The 18,220-nt window shown below is 70.7% G+C and carries 17 protein-coding genes and 1 pseudogene; 10 read left to right on the forward strand and 8 right to left on the reverse strand.

Annotated elements, in window-relative coordinates; genetic code table 11:
* Positions 1-76 precede the first annotated feature (76 nt).
* The gene (locus tag V8688_RS15095; RefSeq protein ID WP_218717514.1) at positions 77-940 is read left to right on the forward strand and encodes an oxidoreductase; all 864 of its coding nucleotides are present in this window, start codon (positions 77-79) and stop codon (positions 938-940) included.
* 94 nt (positions 941-1,034) lie between these two features.
* Positions 1,035-1,505 (forward strand): carboxymuconolactone decarboxylase family protein, encoded by a 471-nt coding sequence (locus V8688_RS15100; protein WP_218717513.1) that lies wholly within the window; start codon positions 1,035-1,037, stop codon positions 1,503-1,505.
* Between the two features lie 43 nt (positions 1,506-1,548).
* Here V8688_RS15100 and V8688_RS15105 read toward each other — a convergent pair whose 3' ends face one another.
* Positions 1,549-2,367: an NAD(P)H-binding protein gene (locus tag V8688_RS15105; RefSeq protein ID WP_218717512.1), complete on the reverse strand. Its 819-nt coding sequence runs from the start codon at positions 2,365-2,367 to the stop codon at positions 1,549-1,551.
* 314 nt (positions 2,368-2,681) lie between these two features.
* On the opposite strand from V8688_RS15105, the gene V8688_RS15110 reads away from it, so the two are divergent.
* Positions 2,682-3,770 carry a 3-deoxy-7-phosphoheptulonate synthase gene (locus tag V8688_RS15110; RefSeq protein ID WP_316573460.1) on the forward strand — a complete coding sequence of 363 codons (1,089 nt, stop codon included), beginning with the start codon at positions 2,682-2,684 and terminating at the stop codon, positions 3,768-3,770.
* A gap of 51 nt (positions 3,771-3,821) precedes the next feature.
* Here the strand turns inward: V8688_RS15110 and V8688_RS15115 are convergent, their stop codons facing one another.
* Entirely contained in the window at positions 3,822-4,439 is a 618-nt protein-coding gene (locus V8688_RS15115) for a LysE family translocator (protein WP_342801061.1), read from the reverse strand.
* A gap of 192 nt (positions 4,440-4,631) precedes the next feature.
* Between V8688_RS15115 and V8688_RS15120 the strand changes: the two genes are divergently transcribed.
* Both V8688_RS15120 and hrpB read left to right on the forward strand, forming a co-directional pair.
* Entirely contained in the window at positions 4,632-5,144 is a 513-nt protein-coding gene (locus V8688_RS15120; protein ID WP_342801062.1) for a hypothetical protein, read from the forward strand.
* Between the two features lie 83 nt (positions 5,145-5,227).
* Positions 5,228-8,080: an ATP-dependent helicase HrpB gene (gene hrpB / locus V8688_RS15125; protein WP_342801063.1), complete on the forward strand. Its 2,853-nt coding sequence runs from the start codon at positions 5,228-5,230 to the stop codon at positions 8,078-8,080.
* Between the two features lie 355 nt (positions 8,081-8,435).
* Here the strand turns inward: hrpB and V8688_RS15130 are convergent, their stop codons facing one another.
* The gene (locus V8688_RS15130; protein WP_342801064.1) at positions 8,436-8,975 is read right to left on the reverse strand and encodes a class I SAM-dependent methyltransferase; all 540 of its coding nucleotides are present in this window, start codon (positions 8,973-8,975) and stop codon (positions 8,436-8,438) included.
* Positions 8,976-9,065: 90 nt separating this feature from the next.
* Positions 9,066-9,644 carry a GNAT family N-acetyltransferase gene (locus V8688_RS15135; protein WP_218717507.1) on the reverse strand — a complete coding sequence of 193 codons (579 nt, stop codon included), beginning with the start codon at positions 9,642-9,644 and terminating at the stop codon, positions 9,066-9,068.
* Positions 9,645-9,711: 67 nt separating this feature from the next.
* Here V8688_RS15135 and sigJ point away from each other — a divergent pair, with 67 nt between their 5' ends.
* A complete protein-coding gene (sigJ, locus tag V8688_RS15140) occupies positions 9,712-10,605 on the forward strand; it encodes an RNA polymerase sigma factor SigJ (protein WP_218717506.1) in 894 nt (297 codons plus the stop codon).
* Between the two features lie 48 nt (positions 10,606-10,653).
* Here the strand turns inward: sigJ and V8688_RS15145 are convergent, their stop codons facing one another.
* Positions 10,654-10,782 (reverse strand): hypothetical protein, encoded by a 129-nt coding sequence (locus tag V8688_RS15145; protein ID WP_316573465.1) that lies wholly within the window; start codon positions 10,780-10,782, stop codon positions 10,654-10,656.
* Between the two features lie 261 nt (positions 10,783-11,043).
* Here V8688_RS15145 and V8688_RS15150 point away from each other — a divergent pair, with 261 nt between their 5' ends.
* Positions 11,044-12,222: a pyridoxal phosphate-dependent aminotransferase gene (locus tag V8688_RS15150; RefSeq protein ID WP_342801065.1), complete on the forward strand. Its 1,179-nt coding sequence runs from the start codon at positions 11,044-11,046 to the stop codon at positions 12,220-12,222.
* 8 nt (positions 12,223-12,230) lie between these two features.
* Here the strand turns inward: V8688_RS15150 and V8688_RS15155 are convergent, their stop codons facing one another.
* Both V8688_RS15155 and V8688_RS15160 read right to left on the reverse strand, forming a co-directional pair.
* Positions 12,231-12,920: a trimeric intracellular cation channel family protein gene (locus V8688_RS15155; protein ID WP_308248422.1), complete on the reverse strand. Its 690-nt coding sequence runs from the start codon at positions 12,918-12,920 to the stop codon at positions 12,231-12,233.
* Between the two features lie 132 nt (positions 12,921-13,052).
* A complete protein-coding gene (locus tag V8688_RS15160) occupies positions 13,053-13,697 on the reverse strand; it encodes a LysE family translocator (RefSeq protein ID WP_218717503.1) in 645 nt (214 codons plus the stop codon).
* Positions 13,698-14,009: 312 nt separating this feature from the next.
* Between V8688_RS15160 and V8688_RS15165 the strand changes: the two genes are divergently transcribed.
* The 3 genes from V8688_RS15165 (at position 14,010) to V8688_RS15175 (ending at position 17,937) form a co-directional block, all read left to right on the forward strand.
* Complete coding sequence (locus V8688_RS15165; protein ID WP_342801066.1) at positions 14,010-15,677, forward strand: DNA repair helicase XPB; 1,668 nt, start codon at positions 14,010-14,012, stop codon at positions 15,675-15,677.
* 94 nt (positions 15,678-15,771) lie between these two features.
* Positions 15,772-16,437 (forward strand): DUF3239 domain-containing protein, encoded by a 666-nt coding sequence (locus tag V8688_RS15170; protein ID WP_218717501.1) that lies wholly within the window; start codon positions 15,772-15,774, stop codon positions 16,435-16,437.
* A gap of 108 nt (positions 16,438-16,545) precedes the next feature.
* Entirely contained in the window at positions 16,546-17,937 is a 1,392-nt protein-coding gene (locus V8688_RS15175) for a M1 family metallopeptidase (protein ID WP_342801067.1), read from the forward strand.
* Here the strand turns inward: V8688_RS15175 and V8688_RS15180 are convergent.
* Positions 17,938-18,220 (reverse strand): annotated as a pseudogene (locus V8688_RS15180) (hypothetical protein); the annotation flags it as partial. It lies immediately after the preceding gene.

Here is an 18,220-nt window from a genome sequence, read left to right on the forward strand (position 1 = left end):
TGACCAGAGCCGGTGCGAACCACGCACCGGCTCTTGTCGATTCGCGCTTTGCGCAGGTCGCAGTAGACTTTCGCCGGTGAGCAAGTGGACTACCGCGAACCTGCCCGACCAGACCGGCCGCACCATCGTCGTCACCGGAGCCAACAGTGGCTTAGGCGCCGCCACCGCGCGGGCGCTCGCCGGCGCGGGCGCCCAGGTGATCCTGGCGTGCCGAGATACGGGCAAGGCGGAGCGGGTCGCGGCGAGTCTGCCGGGCGAGACCGAGGTCCGCCCGCTCGACCTGGCGAACCTGGACTCGGTGCGGGCCTTCGCCGACTCGATCGAGCGGGTCGACGTGCTCATCAACAACGCCGGCGTGATGGCGCTGCCGCTGCGCCGCACCGCCGACGGCTTCGAGATGCAGTTCGGCACCAACCACCTCGGCCACTTCGCGCTCACCAACCTGCTGCTCGACCGGGTCACCGACCGGGTGGTCACGGTGTCCAGCGGCGCGCATCGCATCGGCCGGATCGATCTCGACGACCCCAACTGGGAGCGCCGCCGCTACGACCGCTGGATGGCCTACGGCCAGTCCAAGCTGGCCAATCTGATGTTCGCCTACGAATTGCAGCGCAGGCTGGCCGGGGAGGGCGCCGCCGTGGTGTCGGTCGCCGCGCACCCCGGCTACGCCGCCACCGAACTCATGTCGCACACCGAGACCATCCAGGACGCGGTCATGTGGCTGGGCAACCGCACCCTGGCGCAGAGCGCCGAGCAGGGCGCGCTGCCGACGCTGTTCGCCGCCACCGCCGACATCGTGCCCGGCGCGTTCTACGGCCCCGACGGCCTGCTCGGCCTGCGCGGCTACCCGGCCCGCTGCGGCAGCAGCGCCGCGTCGAAGGACCGCGCGGTCGCGGCCGAACTGTGGGAGCTCTCCGAGAAGCTCTGCGGCCTGATCTGAGATGCGGTGACCGGCATCACCTTCGGTGATGTCACATCCCGGGTGGCTCCCTCGTCCTCTCTGTAGAACCCCACAGAACGACGAAGGAGCCATCATGGAACCGCGCTTCAACCTCTTCGGTAACCCCGTCGCCGCCGGCTTCGCCAAGCGCCTGACCATGGCGAGCAAGGTGATCGACGATTCGACGCTGGACAAGGCCACCTACGAGCTGGTAAAGCTGCGCGCCTCGCAGATCAACGGCTGTAGCTACTGCACGGACATGCACTTCAAGGACGCCGTGCACGCGGGCGAGTCCGCGACGCGGTTGAACCTGGTCGCCGCCTGGCACGAGGCCACCGTCTTCACCGAGGCCGAGCGGGCCGCGCTCGCGCTGACCGAGGAGGCGACTCGCGTCGCCGACGGCGGCCACGTCTCCGACGACACCTGGGAGCAGGTGCGCAAGCACTTCGACGACGACCAGACCGCCGCGCTGATCGCCGCCATCGCGATGATCAACGCCTGGAACCGGATGAACGCCATCGCCCGCACCCCCGCGGGCGACTACGTCCCCGGTCAGTGGGGCTGAGCGAGCCGGTGCCCGCGCGGCCCCGCCGGTGACGACGTCGCGGTCAGCGGGGCCGCGCGAACCGGTGCCCGTGTTCGGCCGCCCACTGCGCGAACGTGCGCGCCGGGCGGCCGAGCACCTGTTCCACCGTCGGATCGACCGTGTACGACTCCGGGCTCGACTCGGCGTACCAGCCGATCACGTACTCGGCGTCGGCCCGCGAGACACCGGTGGCCAGCAGCCGGTCGACGGCCTGCTGGTGGGTGATCCTGGCGAACTCGATCGGCCTGCCCGCCGCCGCGGCCAGGATCGCGATCCGCTCGCGGGTCGTGAGCGGCGCGGGTCCGGTCAGGTTGTAGGCGCGGCCGTGATGGCCGTCCTCCAGCAGCGCCGCCGCCGCGACCGCGCCGATATCGGCCTCGTGGACCACCGCGCTCGGGTGGTCGTAGGGCTCGCGGACCACGCCGTCGGCCAGGATCGTCTCCCGCCAGGTGAGCGCGTTCGACATGAACTCCTGCGGCTCCAGCCGCGTCCATTCCACGCCGGACTCGGCGACGGCCCGCTCGACCGGCCCGACGCCGCCGCCCCAGACCACGGTGATGCGGCGCACACCCGCGTCCACCGCCCGGCCGATCAGCTCCGGTCCGACCTCGGCCAGTCCGGCCGTCGCCGTCACGTGCAGCCGGTCGACGCCGTGCCAGGCGTCGTCGAGGGTCGACGGCACGGTGTGCGTGCCGGTGACCAGTTCCACCTCCGCGCCGAGCAGCGTGCGCGCGGCGGCGGCATCGCGGGTGAGTGCCTTGACCTTCTCTCCGCGACCGACGAGTTCGCGGACCACCTGGCGGCCGGTATTGCCGGTCGCGCCCGTAACCAGTGTTGTCACAGTCGTTTTCCTTTCCTCGGCTACCGACGCTAAAAGCTCGAGCGAGGTAGAGGTCAAGGGTTTCGGTCTGCGGACCCGCGGGCGCGGCGGTGTGATGGTCCGCACTCCGGGCAACCATGCCCCGGCCGACGACGTTTCACCGGTGGTACAGTCCACGGCATGCAGCGCGCATATTTCTGGTTTAGCGAGCCGGCCCTGGGTGGGCCGGTCTGCGACCCTGCGCGCTGACCTCTTCCGCCCCGAGCCGGACACTGACCGGCTCGACGGGTTCGCGAAAGTCCGTGGGTCGGCCTCGAAGAATAGGAAACCCACACATGACCACCGCAGCCGATGTCGACTCGCGGCATTCCGATCTCGATGATCAGCGCACCCTCAGCGTGAGCCCCCTGCGCTCGCCCGCCGAGGTCCGCACCGTCCATCCCATCACCGACCAGCTCGCCGACACCGTGCGCGCCGGCCGCAAGGCCACCGTCGACGTGCTCAACGGCGACGACGACCGCCTCATGGTGATCGTCGGCCCGTGCTCGGTGCACGACCCGGCCGCCGCGCTGGACTACGCCCGCAAGCTGGCCGCCAAGGCCGCCGAGCTGAGCGACCGGCTGCACGTGGTGATGCGGGTGTACTTCGAGAAGCCGCGCACCACGCTGGGCTGGAAGGGGCTGATCAACGATCCGCACCTGGACGGTTCGTTCGACGTCAACACCGGCCTCGGCATCGGCCGCAAGGTGCTCGTCGACATCACCGCGCTCGGTCTGCCGGTCGCGTGTGAGTTCCTCGACCCGATCACCCCGCAGTACATCGCGGACCTGGTCTCCTACGGCGCGATCGGCGCCCGCACGGCGGCCAGCCAGGTGCACCGCCAGCTCTCCTCGGCGCTGTCCATGCCGGTCGGCATCAAGAACGGCACCGACGGTGACGTGCAGGTCGCCGTCGACGGCGTGCGCGCCGCCGCGGCCAGCCACGTCTTCCCCGGCACCGACCTCGACGGCCGCTCCGCGCTGATCCGCACCACCGGCAACCCGGACTGCCACGTCATCCTGCGCGGTGGCAGCAACGGCACCAACTACGACGCCGCCTCCGTCGCCGAGGCCAAGCTGCGGCTGGAGAAGTCCTCGCTGGCCCAGCGCGTGGTCGTCGACGCCAGCCACGGCAACAGCAACAAGGACCACAACCGCCAGGTCGACGTCGTCACCGACATCGCCGAGCGGCTCGCCGCCGGCGAGCAGGGCGTGGTCGGCGTCATGCTGGAGTCGTTCCTCGTCGCGGGCCGCCAGGACCTGACCCTCGGCAAGGCCGACGAGCTCACCTACGGCCAGTCCATCACCGACGCGTGCATCGACTGGGACGTCACCGCGGCCCAGCTCGACCGCCTCGCCGCCGCCGTCGAATCCCGGCGCGGCTGAGCCTTTCTCGTCCTGTGGCCCCGGAGAAATCCGGGGCCACAGTGCTTTTCGCTACTGGTTCTGCACCGCGAGGCGACCGGCCAGCGCGACGAACGAGGCGCCGAACACCCGTCGCATCCACGTCACCACGACCGGTCGCGCCAGAATGTGCGAGCGCACCGCCGCCGCGGCCGCCCCGTAGACGGCGAAGACCACGAAGGTCGCCAGCATGAACAGCCCGCTCAGTTCGAGCATGCGCGCCAGGGCATTCGGGGCGCCTGTGGGCACGAACTGCGGCAGGAACGCGAAGAAGAAGATCGTCAGCTTCGGGTTCAGCACATTGAGCAGAATCGCCGACCCGATCACCTTCCGCGCCGACGGCGCGGGCCCCGCCTCCGCGTCGGGAACCCCCAGCGCGCCCTTGTCCCGGAAGGTGCTCCACGCCATGTACAGCAGATAGGCGACGCCGAGATACTTCAACGTCTGAAACGCGACCGCACTGGTGTTCAAGACGGCCGCCAGCCCGGTGATCGCGGCGATCATGTGCGGCACGATGCCGAGCGTGCACCCGAACGCGGCGACAACACTGGCCCGCACCCCCCGAGCCAACCCGGCAGCCAGCGTGAACAGCACCCCGGTCCCCGGCGTAGCGACGATGACGAGCGTGGTCAGCGCGAATTCGATGCTCATCTCCCGCAGGGTAACCGCTCGCCGAACCTCGAGGAAGGCCCATCCCCGGCGAGCGTAGGGTGTGCCGGTGACCGGGCGCCGAGACAACCCACACGACAGCTTGTTTCGTGGCATCATGGGCGAGCCGACCTACGCGGCTTCCGAATTGCGGTCGGTGCTACCCGAACGCACTATCTGCCGCGATTCCGGTTCATGCTCGACGACATCACGGCGGTGGATTCGGCAGAACTGGCCGAGCGCCCGCTCGCACCGGAAGTGCGGCTGATGCTGAATGTGATGAAGTCCGCCCCGAACAATTCCGATCTGGGTCGGGCGCTCGCCGAATGGGACCTGGCCGAGGTAGCCGATGGCGTGGACGCCTTTCGGGTCCTGAATATGCTAGTTCGCGACATTATGCTGGTCGGTGAGACCGAAGAGAAGGCGTTGACGCCGCTGTTCGATGGGCTCGGACCGGAAGCGAAGGAGGCGCTCGTGACTGCTGCTGATCGGCTTCGTGCCGAGGGGGAGTTGCGTGGGCGTGCCGAAGGCGAGGCTCGAGGAGAAGTTCGGGGCGTGGTCAAGACGCTGCTGAATCAGCTCCAGCTCAAATTCGGTGTTGTGCCTGCTTCTGTTGTCGACACCGTCCGTGCTGCCGACCCCGAGGATCTGAATCGATGGGCTGGGCAGATTCTGACCGCGAACACGATCGAGGAAACGCTGCGCTGATCGCTGTGGCGGCCGCGGGACGAGTTCGCGAGCTGGCCGGGTGCGTGCTGGAGGTTTGTCCCGGGTCGGCACACTGGTAGGCGATGAAGCTGCCTGAACTACCTGATCTGCCGGTGCGGCCCGCGCTGGGGGAGATCGTCGAGACGCTGGTCGAGCGGGGGGTAGCGGTGCTGGTCGCGCCGCCGGGGACCGGGAAGACGACCCTGGTGCCGTTGGCGTTGGCGGCGGGGACCGCGGGGAAGGTTGTCGTGGCCGAGCCACGGCGGCTGGCGGCGCGGGCGGCGGCGGCTCGGATGGCGGCCTTGCTCGGGGAACGGGTGGGGGACAGCGTCGGGTATTCCGTGCGCGGGGATCGAAAGGTCGGGTCGCGGACGCGGATCGAGGTGGTGACCTCGGGGCTGCTGGTGCGGCGGTTGCAGAGTGATCCCGAGTTGGATGGCGTCGGCACCGTCGTGCTCGACGAATGCCACGAGCGGCACCTGGACGCCGACCTGCTGTTGGCCCTGCTTCTCGACGCCCGCTCCGGACTCCGGCCCGACCTGCGGGTCCTCGCTACCTCGGCGACGGTCGCGGCCGGTCGCCTCGCGGTGCTGCTCGGCTCGGGGGAGGCGCCGCCGGGCTCGGCGCCGCCATCGGCGGGTGGTGCGGGCACTGCGCTCGAGGCTGGCCCGATGGTCGGGGGCGGCGCGGTGTCGTCGGCGGTCGTGGCTGATGGCGGTGCGGCGGACCCGGCCGAGTCTCGCGTGGGCCCGCAGGTTCGGCCCGGCGTGCGCTCAGTGGGCGCGGAGGTTCGGCCTGCCGTGGGCTCGATGGGCGCGGAGGGTCGGCCCGGCGTGGGCTCGGCTGATGTGTCCGGCGGTGGCTCGGGGGCGCGGGTGAGCGCTGACGCGAGTGGCGCGGCACCGGTGGTCGACGTTCGGGGGCGGGCGTATCCGGTTGCGGTGGACTATGTTCCGGCGCTGGCTCGGGAGCGGGTGGAGGCGCAGGTCGCGCGGGCGACTCGGCGGGCGCTGGCCGAGACCGAGGGGGATGTGCTGGTGTTCTTGCCCGGCGTCGGTGAGATCACTCGGACCGCGGGGTTGTTGCGGGATCTCGACGGTGTCGATGTGGTGCCGTTGCACGGGCGATTGGGGAGCTCGGTGCAGGATGTCGCGTTGCGGCCGGGGGCCAGGCGGCGCGTCGTATTGTCCACGGCGGTAGCCGAATCCAGTCTCACCGTGCCCGGGGTTCGCGCGGTCGTCGACTCGGGTCTGTCGCGGGTGCCTCGCATCGATCACCGTCGTGGGTTGTCCGGCCTTGCGACCGTGCGGGTTTCGGCCGCCGTCGCCGAGCAGCGCGCGGGGCGGGCCGGGCGTGAGGCGCCTGGTCATGCGTGGCGCTGCTGGCCCGTGTACGAGCATCAGACGCTGCCCGCCTATCCCGAGCCGGAGATCCGCACCGCCGAACTCACCCGCCTCGCACTGGAATTGGCATGCTGGGGAACTCCCGACGGCACCGGCCTCACCTGGTGGGACGCCCCGCCGGAAGGTGGCCTCGCCGCCGGCCGTGCGGTCCTGCATGCCCTGGGTGCCCTCGACGACGCGGACCACGTCACCGAACGTGGCCGCGCCATGGCGGCCCTCGGCCTGCACCCCCGCCTCGCCCGCGCCCTCCTCGACGGGGCCGCCGACGTCGGTGCTCGCGCGGCCGCCGAGATGGTGGTTCTGATGGATGACGATGCCCTCGCCTCCGGGGTCGACGCGGCAGCTGCCCTGCGCGCTCTGCGCGCCGAACGACCGCCCCGCTGGACGCGAGAGGTCCAACGCCTGATCCGGCTGATCGATGCGAGCGCGGGCGCGGCGACAGCTGGTGACCAGGGCGCTGGAGCCGCCCGCGGTGGTCCGAACGCCGGGTCGGCTGCTGGGCGGCGTGGCGGAGCGAAGGTTGCGGGCGATGACCGGGGTGGTGTCGTGAGTTCGGCGTCGGCGGATCCGGCGGCGCTCCTCATCGCGTTGGCGCATCCGGAGCGGTTGGCTCGGCGGCGGGCGAACGGGGCGTCGTATCTGATGGCGGGTGGGACGGCGGTGACCTTGCCGCCGGGGTCCGGGCTCGCGGCGGCGGAGTGGCTCGCGGTCGCGGTGGCCGATCGGGATCCGGGGCGGGCCGAGGGGCGGATTCGGCTGGCGGCCATCGCCGATGAGGATCTCGCGCGGGCGGCCGCGCCGGGGTTGGTGACGCGCGCCGACGAAGTGCGCTGGGAGTCCGGTGATGTCGTCGCCCGGCGGGTGGAACGGCTCGGGGCGATCGTCCTGTCGGAAAAGGCCCTGCGCGAACCGGATTCGCGATTGCTGGCAGAAGCGGTGCGCGAGGGGTTGCGTTCGGAGGGGCTCGACCTGCTGCGCTGGGACGAGGACGCCCGTGGTCTGCGCCAGCGCCTCGACTTCCTGCACCGCACCCTCGGCGCACCCTGGCCCGCCGTCGACGACGACACCCTGCTCGCCGACCTCGATGCGTGGCTCGGCCCCGAGCTCGGCACGGCCCGCCGTCGCTCCGACCTGGCTCGTATCGACGCCGGCACCGCGCTGCGCCGACTGCTGCCCTGGCCGGCGGCCGCCCGCCTCGACGAGCTCGCCCCGGAACGCCTGGAGGTGCCGTCGGGCAGCCGCATCCGCCTCGACTACAGCGCCGACCCGCCGGTGCTGGCGGTGAAGGTCCAGGAGATCTTCGGCTGGACCGAGCCGCCCACCCTCGCCGGCGGCCGTGTCACGATCGTGCTGCACCTGCTGTCGCCCGCCCAGCGTCCCGTCGCCGTCACCGCCGACCTCCCGTCCTTCTGGCAGAACGGCTGGCCGCAGGTCCGCGCCGACCTCCGCGGCCGCTACCCCAAACACGCCTGGCCCGAGGACCCCACCACCGTCACCGCCCACCGAGGCACCGCCCGCAACGCCAACCGCTGATCCCGACGACCGGACGTTCGCACGGGGCACAGGCAAGAGGCACGCCCAGCGTCCGCTCAAAGGTGAGAGATCGAGCCCGGCCCGGGACCATCCGACAGCGTTCCGAATCGGTCACTCCTGACGGCGAGAGTGCTTCGGCCGGGGCGGATCGCGTCGTGGCCCGGTCTGCGCACGCGCCCGCAGGACCTCGGCGACGCGTGCGGCGCTGACGCGGTCACGCGGTGACTCGGTGACTCGGTGAAGCGGTGGCGCCGTGGGGCGGTGAGGCGGTCACGCGGTGGCGCGGTGACGCCGTGGGGCGCGGCGCGGTGACGCGGTGACGCCATGGGGGTGGCGCGGAGGCGCGGTGGACGCTCTACCTCGATACCGCCCGTGCGGCCAGGAGGTCGCCGGAAGTGGTGATTTCGCAGCGGAATCCGGCTGCGGCGAAGCGCGTGGTGAGTTGGTCGGGGGTAGGTTTCGGGCTGGTAGGCGGATCGGTAGGGCTGCCGTAGCCGTAACAGAGCCACAGTCGCCCGGTGGGGGACAGGCACTCTCGGATCATCGACCAGGCCGCCGTCGCGGGGCCGGTCCAGAAGAGGTTGACGTTCACCGCGAACACGAGGTCGAAACGCCGGTCCCCGTCGAGCTGGGCCAGCACCGTGCTCGTCGACGCCGGGCCGATCGCCGCCTCGACCAGCCGAACCCGGCCGTCCGCGATCTCGGCGGCGCAGCGTTCCTGGGCCCGGCCGATCGCGGTGGCCGACCGATCGAGACCGACGATCCGCCCGCTCCGCAAGCGGTCCGCGATCCGCGGCAGCGAAGCGCCGGTCCCCGGCCCGAACTCGAGCACACGGTCGTCCGCCCGCACACCCATGAGGTCGGCGAACCACTCGAACCGCGCGTCGTCAGACATCGGAACTCCTCGGAGTGCCCATGCCTCCATGTTGACACGCCGCCTCGGCAATCGATTCTGGTCACCGTGGGGTCGGCCCGGACCGGCGGCTCAGCGCGGCGCGATCTCGGCAGGCCAGCCTTCGGCGAAGACGCCGGGGTCGGTGGCGAGGCGCGCCGCGTGCCATTCGTCGACGCGAGTGCCGCGCTGCATCCCGCCCTGCCGGGCCAGGCCCTCGTAATGGAACCCGACCCGGCGGACGGCGGCGGCCGAGGGATGATTGCCGACCATGGCGCGCCAGGTGACGCGGTCGAGGGCGAGGCCGTCGGGGGCGAAGGCGAAGTCGCAGGCCAGGGTGATGGCGCGGGTCATCAGGCCCTTGCCGCGGTGGTCCGCGGTGAGCCAGAAGCCGATCTCGCAGACGCCGGGGCCCCGGGCGTGCAGGCCGAGCATGCCTTCGACGGAGCCGTCCGGGGCGGTGCGCAGCGCCCACACCGGCGTGTTGCTCGCCCAGCCGGGGGCGACGACCGTGTCGAGGAATTCCTCGGCGTCGGAGCGGGCGTAGGGAACGGGGATCGTCGTCCAGTGGCCTACCTCGGGGTCCTGGCAGCACTCGACGATGCGGTCGATGTCGGCACCGGTGGGGCGGGTGAGCCAGAGGGTGCCGTCGGTGAGCGTGTGCTCGTACATCGTGTCATCGTGACAGGTCGGCGCCCGGTTTCTCAGCTGGTTTTCGCCGTCCGTAGGATCTGCGGCGATGGTTTCCCCGCTTCTCGCCGACCTGTTCGAATCGCATCGAGCGCATCTGCTTTCGGTGGCCTATCGGCTCACCGGCAGCGTCGGCGACGCCGAGGACGCCGTGCAGGAGAGCTGGCTGCGGATGGCCGGTGTGCACCAGTCCGAGATCGAGGACCTGCGGGCCTGGCTGACGACCGTGGTCAGCCGGATCTGCCTGGATCACCTGCGCAGCGCGGCGGTGCGCCGGGAAACCTATGTGGGGCAGTGGCTGCCCGAGCCGATCGTCACCACGGCGAGCAGCACCCCGGATCCGCTGGACGTGGTGGTCCGGCATCAGGACAGCCGGCTGGCGGCGCTGGTGGTACTCGACGCGCTGACTCCGCAGCAGCGGGTCGCGCTGGTCTTGCACGACAGCCTGGACGTGCCGTTCGACGAGATCGCCGACATCCTCGGGGTATCGGCCGACGCCGCACGGCAATTGGCGGTGCGCGCCCGTAAGGCGGCGGCGAAGGCGCCGCAACCGGTCGCCGACGAGGTGCACGACGCGGCGGTGCGACGCTTCCTGGCGGCACTGGCCACCGGCGACGTCGAGGCGGTAGCGGCCACCCTGCATCCGGCCGCGACCTTCGTCGCCGATGCCGGCGGCACCACCAGGACGGCGCTCAATGTCGTTGCGGGAGCGGAGAAGATCGCGCGCCTCGCGCTCGGCCTGTGGCGCAAGCAGCAGGAGGAACCGGGTCTGGAGCTGGGCTTCGCCACGGTGAACGGGCAATCGGGCCTCGTGTTCACCGATCCGAACTCGCCGTTCGGTCGCCCCGTGCGGGTGCTCGGCTTCGCGGTGCGCGAGGGAAAAGTCTGGGCTGCCTACGATTTCGCCAATGTGGCGAAGCTGTCGGGCGCGCGGTCGCGTTGACCCCGCGTCGGACCGGACCCGCGCGATCCGGTCCGACGCGCCGAGTGTCTACGGGTAGGTCGACCCCCACTGATGGTCGCCGGTGGACGAACCGAGGTTCATGTCCCCGGTCGAGGAACCCATGTTGTTGTCCGGGGTCGCCGAGCCGGTGAAGTAGTCGACGATGGGGCTGCCCATCAGGTGATCGTGGATGAACCGCAGAGCCGAACCGGCAACCTCCGACGCAGCCGGGTCGACAATGAAATCGAGCAAGGGTGAGGCCATAAGGAGCCCCTTTCGATATGCCACCACGCTGTGGTGTGTGAGGTAGAACACGGCGAGGCTAGCTCAGCCTGGGTGATCGCACAATAGTGCAGGTCAACCCCGCAAAATGTTTGTGAAACATGCGTGTTCGCTATCGGTCGGCAACGGTGCCGAAAAGTGGGATACGCTGCGGAGATGTCGTCTGCGCCGCCCACTGTCTCCCGTTTGCGCCCGTTCGGATCGACCATCTTCGCCGAGATGACCGAACTGGCCCTCCGCCATGACGCGGTGAATCTGGGGCAGGGATTTCCGGATACCGACGGACCCGCGGGCATGCTCGAGGTCGCCAGGGCAGCCATCGCCGACGGGCTCAACCAGTACCCGCCGGGCCGCGGCATGCCGGTGCTGCGCCAGGCGATCGCCGACGACCGCGCCCGCCGCTACGGCACCGCCTACGACCCGGCCACCGAGGTACTGGTGACCGTCGGCGCCACCGAGGCGATCAGCGCCGCCGTGCTCGGTTTGGTCGAACCGGGGCAGGAGGTGGCGCTGATCGAGCCGTACTACGACTCCTACGCCGCCTCGGTCGCGCTGGCCGGTGCGCAGCGGCGCACCGCGCGCCTGGTCGCCGACGGTGATCGTTTCGTCCTCGACCTGGACAGCCTGCGCGCCGCGATCACCCCGAAAACCCGCATGCTGGTGATCAATTCACCGCACAACCCCACCGGCGCGGTGCTCGACCGCGCCGACCTCACCGCCATCGCGGAGCTGGCGCGCGAGCACGATCTGCTGGTGCTGGCCGACGAGGTGTACGAGCACCTGGTCTACGACGGCGTCGAGCACATCAGCATCTCCACGCTGCCGGGCATGCGCGAGCGCACGATCGTGGTGTCGAGCGCGGCGAAGACGTTCAATGTCACCGGCTGGAAGATCGGCTGGGTGTGCGCGCCGGCGCCGCTGCTCGACGGTGTGCTCGCGGCCAAGCAGTTCCTCACCTTCGTCGGCGGTGGACCGTTCCAGCCCGCGGTCGCGCACGCGATCAACGCCGAGATCGACTGGGTGCACGCCCTGCGCGACAGCCTGTCCGACAAGCGGCTTCGGCTCTCGGCCGCGTTGCGTGACACCGGGTTCGGCGTCGCGGCCAGTTCCGGCGGGTATTTCGTGTGTGCGGACATCCGCCCGCTCGGCGCCGAGGACGGGATGGCGTTCTGCCGGGAACTGCCGGCCCGGCTCGGCGTCGCCGCGGTGCCGGTGAGTGTGTTCGCCGACCACGCCGACGACTGGAAACACCTGGTGCGCTTCACCTTCAGCAAGCGCGACGAGACCATCGACGAAGGCGTGCGCCGCCTGCGCGCGGGCATAGCGGTGCGCTGAGGGCGCGCTCAGTCGCGAGCGTGCCGGGCCAGCGGCGCGTGCCACTGGTAGTGGCGGGCCAGCAGGCGGAAGCCGATGGCGCCGACGGCGGCGAGCAGCCCGGTCCACGACCGGTACAGGTCGAAGTGCAGCAGGGTGGCCGTGGCGGCCGCGCCGAACAGGGCCGGGATCGCGTAGAGGTCCTGGTCGGGGCGCAGCACGCTGGGCACCTCGCCGCTGAGCACGTCGCGCAGGACACCGCCGCCGATGGCCGTCGTCATGCCGAGCAGCGCGGCGGTTGGCGCGCCCACCCCGGCCGAGTACGCGATGACCGTGCCGGTGACGCAGAACAGGCCGAGTCCGATCGCGTCGGCGATCTCGAGCGGTCCCTTGGTGAGCCGGCGCGAGGGCGCGATGAAGTACAGGACCAGCGCCGTCAGCAGCGACGCCGACAGGTAGGTCAGGTCGGTGAACGCGCCCGGCGGCGTGCGCCCGATGAGCAGGTCGCGCACGATGCCGCCGCCCAGCGCGGTGGCGGTGGCCAGGATCGCCATGCCGAACAGGTCGAGCCGCTTGCGCACGGCCACCAGCGCGCCCGATGCCGCGAACGAGACGACGCCCATCAGCTCGCCGCTGTGATGCACGGCGGTCAGCGCCGAATCCAGCTCCGTCGCCGACGGCCCGGCCGCGACCATCGCCACCAGCACCCCAACACTCACCACTCGCTCCTTCTCGCCTGCGCCACACAGCAGCGTGACACGGCGGGGTGCGGCGAGGGCGACCCGGCCACACGTGTCGCGTGCCCGTGGTCGCGCCGGCGAGCTCCGACAGCGCGTCGGGTCGTGCGGGGGTCAGGCCGGGGTCGGGCGGGCGCGGTCGGTGGCGAGCATGATCGCGATGCCGCCGAGCGCGGTGCCCATGAGGTACCGCTGGGTGCGCAGCCAGAGCGGGCGGGCGGTGAGGAACCCGGCCAGCCCGGCCGCGCCGAGCACGATCAGCGCGTTGACGGTGAGCGCGACGGTGATCTGGATCGCACCGAGCGACAGGCTCTGCAACCACAGCGCCCCGCGCTCGGGATCGACGAACTGCGGGATCAGCGCCATGTACATGATCGCGATCTTGGGATTGAGCAGATTGGTGACCAATCCCATGGTGAACAGTCGCCGGGCCGGGTCGACGGGCAGGTCGACCGGCGCGAAGACCGACACCCCACCCGGCCGCACCGCCTGCCAGGCCAGCCACAGCAGATAGCAGGCCCCGGCGAGCTTGAGCCCCAGGTAGAGCCCCGGAACCACCGCGAACACCGCCGTGATCCCGGCCGCCGCGGCCAGCAGATACACCCCGAACCCCGCCGCGACCCCGGCCAGCGAGATCAACCCGGCGCGCCGGCCCTGCGCCACCGTCCGTGACACGAGATACATCATGTTCGGCCCCGGCGTGAGGACCATGCCGAGCGCCGCCGCACCAACCCCGAGTACCGCCGTAGTCTGAAGCACGCCCTGAGTCTGACCTGGTCAGCCGGGCCTTGTCGCGGTCCAGTCGACACCTGCTGGACCGCTCACCCACCGCTTCGCCCCAGGTCGTGTCGGCTCGGGTCCGTACAATCGACAAAGGCCGCCGAAGCGATCCGCCCGCGGCGGCGCCAACGTCAAACATCCAGGCCGAACGCACCCCGCACAGGGCGAGCTCGACGAGCCCGTTCGGGGCCGCCCCTCGGTTCAACGCTCGAAGCGCAGGCGCGAGTCTCGAGCGTTGAACCGAGGGGTCACGAGGCCCCGAACCTGCGGCCCCGGCCGCCGAGGAGCACAGTGACCGACGGTCCGCTGATCGTGCAGAGCGACAAGACCCTGCTGCTCGAGGTCGACCACGAGCTGGCAGGCAACGCGCGGCAGGCCATCGCGCCGTTCGCGGAGCTCGAGCGCGCGCCCGAACACGTGCACACCTACCGGATCACGCCGCTGGCGTTGTGGAACGCCCGCGCGGCCGGTCACGACGCCGAGCAGGTCGTCGACGCGCTGGTGAACTTCTCGCGCTACGCGGTGCCGCAACCGCTGCTGGTCGACATCGTCGACACGATGGGCCGCTACGGCAGGCTGCAGCTGGTCAAGCATCCGGCGCACGGGCTGTGCCTGGTGAGCCTGGACCGCGCGGTGCTCGAGGAAGTGCTGCGGCACAAGAAGATCGCGCCCATGCTCGGGGCCAGGATCGATGACGACACGGTGATCGTGCACCCCTCCGAGCGCGGTCACATCAAGCAGATGCTGCTCAAGATCGGCTGGCCCGCCGAGGATCTGGCCGGTTACGTCGACGGCGAGGCGCACGACATCGGCCTGGACTACACCGCGGGCAAGTGGCACCTGCGCGACTATCAGGAGATGGCCGCCGATTCGTTCTGGGCGGGCGGCTCCGGCGTGGTCGTGCTGCCGTGTGGCGCGGGCAAGACGATGGTCGGCGCGGCAGCCATGGCCAAGGCCAAGGCCACCACGTTGATCCTGGTCACCAATACCGTCGCGGGCAGGCAGTGGCGGCGTGAGCTACTGGCGCGCACCACGCTCACCGAGGACGAGATCGGCGAGTACTCCGGCGAGCGCAAGGAGATCCGCCCGGTCACCATCGCGACGTACCAGGTGATCACCCGCAAGACCAAGGGCGAGTACAAGCACCTGGAGCTGTTCGACAGCCGGGACTGGGGCCTGGTGATCTACGACGAGGTGCACCTGCTGCCCGCGCCGGTGTTCCGGATGACCGCCGACCTGCAATCGCGGCGCAGGCTCGGCCTGACGGCCACGCTGGTGCGTGAGGACGGCCGCGAGGGCGACGTCTTCTCGCTGATCGGTCCCAAGCGCTACGACGCGCCGTGGAAGGACATCGAGGCGCAGGGCTGGATCGCCCCCGCCGACTGTGTCGAGGTGCGGGTGACGCTCACCGACGCCGAGCGGATGGCCTACGCCACCGCCGAGCCGGAAGAGCGCTACAAGCTGTGCTCCACCGCGCGCACCAAGATCCCGGTGGTGGAGTCCATCCTGGCCAAGCACAAGGACGCGCCGACGCTGGTGATCGGCGCGTACCTGGACCAGCTCGAGGAGCTGGGCGTTGACCTGAACGCGCCGGTCATCACCGGCGCCACCAAGAACAAGGAACGCGAGGCGCTCTTCGACGCGTTCCGGTCCGGCGAGGTGCCGGTGCTGGTGGTCAGCAAGGTCGCGAACTTCTCCATCGATCTGCCGGAAGCCTCGGTGGCGGTGCAGGTTTCGGGCACGTTCGGCTCGCGGCAGGAGGAGGCGCAGCGCCTCGGCCGGCTGCTGCGGCCGAAACAGGATGGGGGACAGGCGCATTTCTATTCGGTGGTCGCCCGCGACACTCTCGACGCGGAGTACGCGGCCCATCGGCAGCGCTTCCTCGCCGAGCAGGGCTACGCCTACCGCATCACCGACGCCGACGATCTGCTCGGACCGCCCATCGGCGACGGCGCGTAGCGACGATCGCCCGGTCGGAACGCGGTACCGTGCGGTGAAGTCCTCGGCAGATAAGTGGAGGCAACTCCTCCGCAACTTGTGCTAGGAAGGAACCGTGCGCCGCTTCGAATTCGTGGTCGACCGTGAGCACGCTCATGCGGTCAACGAGACGTTCACCGGGTTACGCAGGTTGCGGGTGGTCGCCCTGCTGGTCGCCGGGCTCGCCGTCGCGGCCACGGCCGCCCTGCTGTGGAGCGGGCAGGCCTGGGGGTTTCTGCTCGCCGTCGTGTGCGTGCTGGTCGCGGCGATCGCGCTGTGGGTCGCGCTGTGGACCCCGCACCGCTCCAGTATCGAAAAGCTCTACCAGGACGGCGCATTGGTGCCGGCCGTGGTCACCGAGGCCGAGGACTCCGGCATCGTGCTGCTCGCCCTCGTCGACATCGCCGAGCCCGCCGCGCCGACGCGCAGCTGGGCGCTGATCACGCGCAAGGTGCGCGCGCTGCCCGGACACCTGCCCGAACCGGGGGAGCGCGTGCCCGCCGTGGCGGTGCGCACCGATCGCGCGCCGCGCCAGGTCGGCGAACGATGGCAGCTGGTCACGGCCATGCCGATCGCCTGGGGAACGCGTGATCGCCTGGTGATCGAGCGGGCCCGCGACGCCATCACCGAACGGGAATGGCGGTTGCTCGCCGAGAATCTGGCACTGGCCGCGCGGGTGAAGCGGACCGCGACCAAACGGCTGCTGCTCGACCCGCAGCAGCTGCCCGGCGACCTGGGCTGAGCGCGGGCTCGCACCGACCGCGCGTATTAGGACCTGCGCGGCGTGCCTGCGACGATGGAGGGTGTCCGCGGGATCCGAGCCGGAGCAGGCGAAAGGTGTCAGTCGAGGATGCGATGGTCGGCCGGAGTGTGCGCGGTGCTCGCCCTGCTGGCGCTGGGTGTGCGCCCGGTCGACGCCGACCCTGGCCTGATCGGCGCGCCGGGACTCGGTGATCCCTACTACCCGCTCGACGGCAACGGCGGCTACGACGTCGCTCACTACGACGTGGTGGTCGACTACGACCCGGCCACCTATGTCCTACGCGGCACCGCGACCGTCGACGCCCGCGCGACTCATCCGCTGGCCCAGTTCGATCTGGACTACCGCGGCCCCGAGGTGCTGATGGTGACGATCAACGGGCAGCCCGCGGGCTTCACCCACGACGGCGACCAGGAACTGGTCGTCACGCCGCTGCTGCCGCTGCCGCCCGGCCTGCCCATGCGCGTCGTCGTCGACTACGCGGGCCCGGTCGCCGACACCGAGGGCGAGGGCTGGACCTACGCGCCCAGCGGCGGCGCGTTCGCCGTCGGCCAGCCGCACAGCGCCGGCACCTGGTACCCGCTCAACGACACCCCGTTGGACAAGGCGACCTTCACACTGCACGCCACGGTGCCCGCCGAGTGGGAGGTGATGTCGACCGGCGAGCGCACCCGGCACGAGGTCGTCGACGGCCGCCTGCACACCACCTGGGAGACGCGGCAACCCGTCATCGGCTACCTGACCACGATCGCCGTCGACCACTTCACCTTCCTCGAACAGCGCACCGCCGACGGCACGCCGGTGCTCAGCGCCTTCGCGCCGGAATCGGAGGGCAATCGCGACGACGAGCAGCGCCTGCCGGAGATCCTCGCCTTCCTCGAAAACCTCTACGGGCCCTACCCGTTCGACGTCGCCGGTGGCATCTACGTCGACGCCGTGATCCCGTTCTCGCTGGAAACCCAGACCCGGCCCACCTACGCGCCGTGGACCGACCTGAACACCGTCGTGCACGAACTGGCGCACCAGTGGTGGGGCGACACGATGTCGGTGCGGCAGTGGTCCGACATCTGTCTGAACGAGTGCTTCGCCAGCTACACCGCCGACTACCTGTGGCCGGAGCGGATCGACCACGCCGACGTCGACACCAAGTACCGCGAGAAGATCGCGAAATACCGTGATGATCCGGAGTTCTGGGAGGTCGCGCTCGCGAGTCCGGGCGCGGGCAACGAGTTCACCTCGGTCTACTATCGCGGCCCGCTGTTCCTGCACGCGCTGCGCAAACTGCTCGGCGAGGACGTGTTCTTCACCGCCATCCGCGATTTCGTGAACGCGCACCGCGACGGCAACGCCTCGATGCCGGAGTTCCGGGAGTTCCTGCAGAGCCGGACCTCGCTGCCGCTCGGTGAGTTCCTGGCCGAATGGCTGGACGCGACCACGCCGCCGCGCGAGTCGTTCCTGTACCCGGGCACGCTGGGCCGGTAGTCAGTCCTCGTCCAGGCGGGCTCGCGCGCGATCGGTCAGCCGCTGCATGCGCTCGAATTGGCTGCGCGCCGAAGTGAGTTCGCCCCTGGCCCGATGGTCGGCGGTCCGGGCGAAATGGCGCTGCTGCTCGGCGTGCTCGAGGTCGGCGCGCAGTTCGTCGATGCGGGCCTCGATCTCGTCGAGCGCGGCTTTCGCCCGCGCGGCGGCGGCTTCGGCCTCGTCGCGCGCGGAGCGAGCCGTGGCCAGCGCGGCCTCGGCGTCGTCGAGTTCCTGCCGCGCCTCG

Source organism: Nocardia sp. No.11, from assembly GCF_038752175.1.
In the GTDB taxonomy this organism is placed as follows: Bacteria; Actinomycetota; Actinomycetes; order Mycobacteriales; family Mycobacteriaceae; genus Nocardia; species Nocardia canadensis.

What these genes read in the sequence shown, in the direction of transcription:
- sigJ (WP_218717506.1), top strand. Translation starts at nt 9,712, where the DNA reads ATGGTTTCCCCGCTTCTCGCCGACCTGTTCGAATCGCATCGAGCGCAT.
- V8688_RS15145 (WP_316573465.1), bottom strand. Translation starts at nt 10,782, where the DNA reads ATGGGCAGCCCCATCGTCGACTACTTCACCGGCTCGGCGACCCCGGAC.
- V8688_RS15130 (WP_342801064.1), bottom strand. Translation starts at nt 8,975, where the DNA reads ATGTCTGACGACGCGCGGTTCGAGTGGTTCGCCGACCTCATGGGTGTG.
- V8688_RS15150 (WP_342801065.1), top strand. Translation starts at nt 11,044, where the DNA reads ATGTCGTCTGCGCCGCCCACTGTCTCCCGTTTGCGCCCGTTCGGATCG.
- V8688_RS15175 (WP_342801067.1), top strand. Translation starts at nt 16,546, where the DNA reads ATGCGATGGTCGGCCGGAGTGTGCGCGGTGCTCGCCCTGCTGGCGCTG.
- V8688_RS15120 (WP_342801062.1), top strand. Translation starts at nt 4,632, where the DNA reads ATGCTCGACGACATCACGGCGGTGGATTCGGCAGAACTGGCCGAGCGC.
- hrpB (WP_342801063.1), top strand. Translation starts at nt 5,228, where the DNA reads ATGAAGCTGCCTGAACTACCTGATCTGCCGGTGCGGCCCGCGCTGGGG.
- V8688_RS15115 (WP_342801061.1), bottom strand. Translation starts at nt 4,439, where the DNA reads ATGAGCATCGAATTCGCGCTGACCACGCTCGTCATCGTCGCTACGCCG.
- V8688_RS15135 (WP_218717507.1), bottom strand. Translation starts at nt 9,644, where the DNA reads ATGTACGAGCACACGCTCACCGACGGCACCCTCTGGCTCACCCGCCCC.
- V8688_RS15110 (WP_316573460.1), top strand. Translation starts at nt 2,682, where the DNA reads ATGACCACCGCAGCCGATGTCGACTCGCGGCATTCCGATCTCGATGAT.
- V8688_RS15100 (WP_218717513.1), top strand. Translation starts at nt 1,035, where the DNA reads ATGGAACCGCGCTTCAACCTCTTCGGTAACCCCGTCGCCGCCGGCTTC.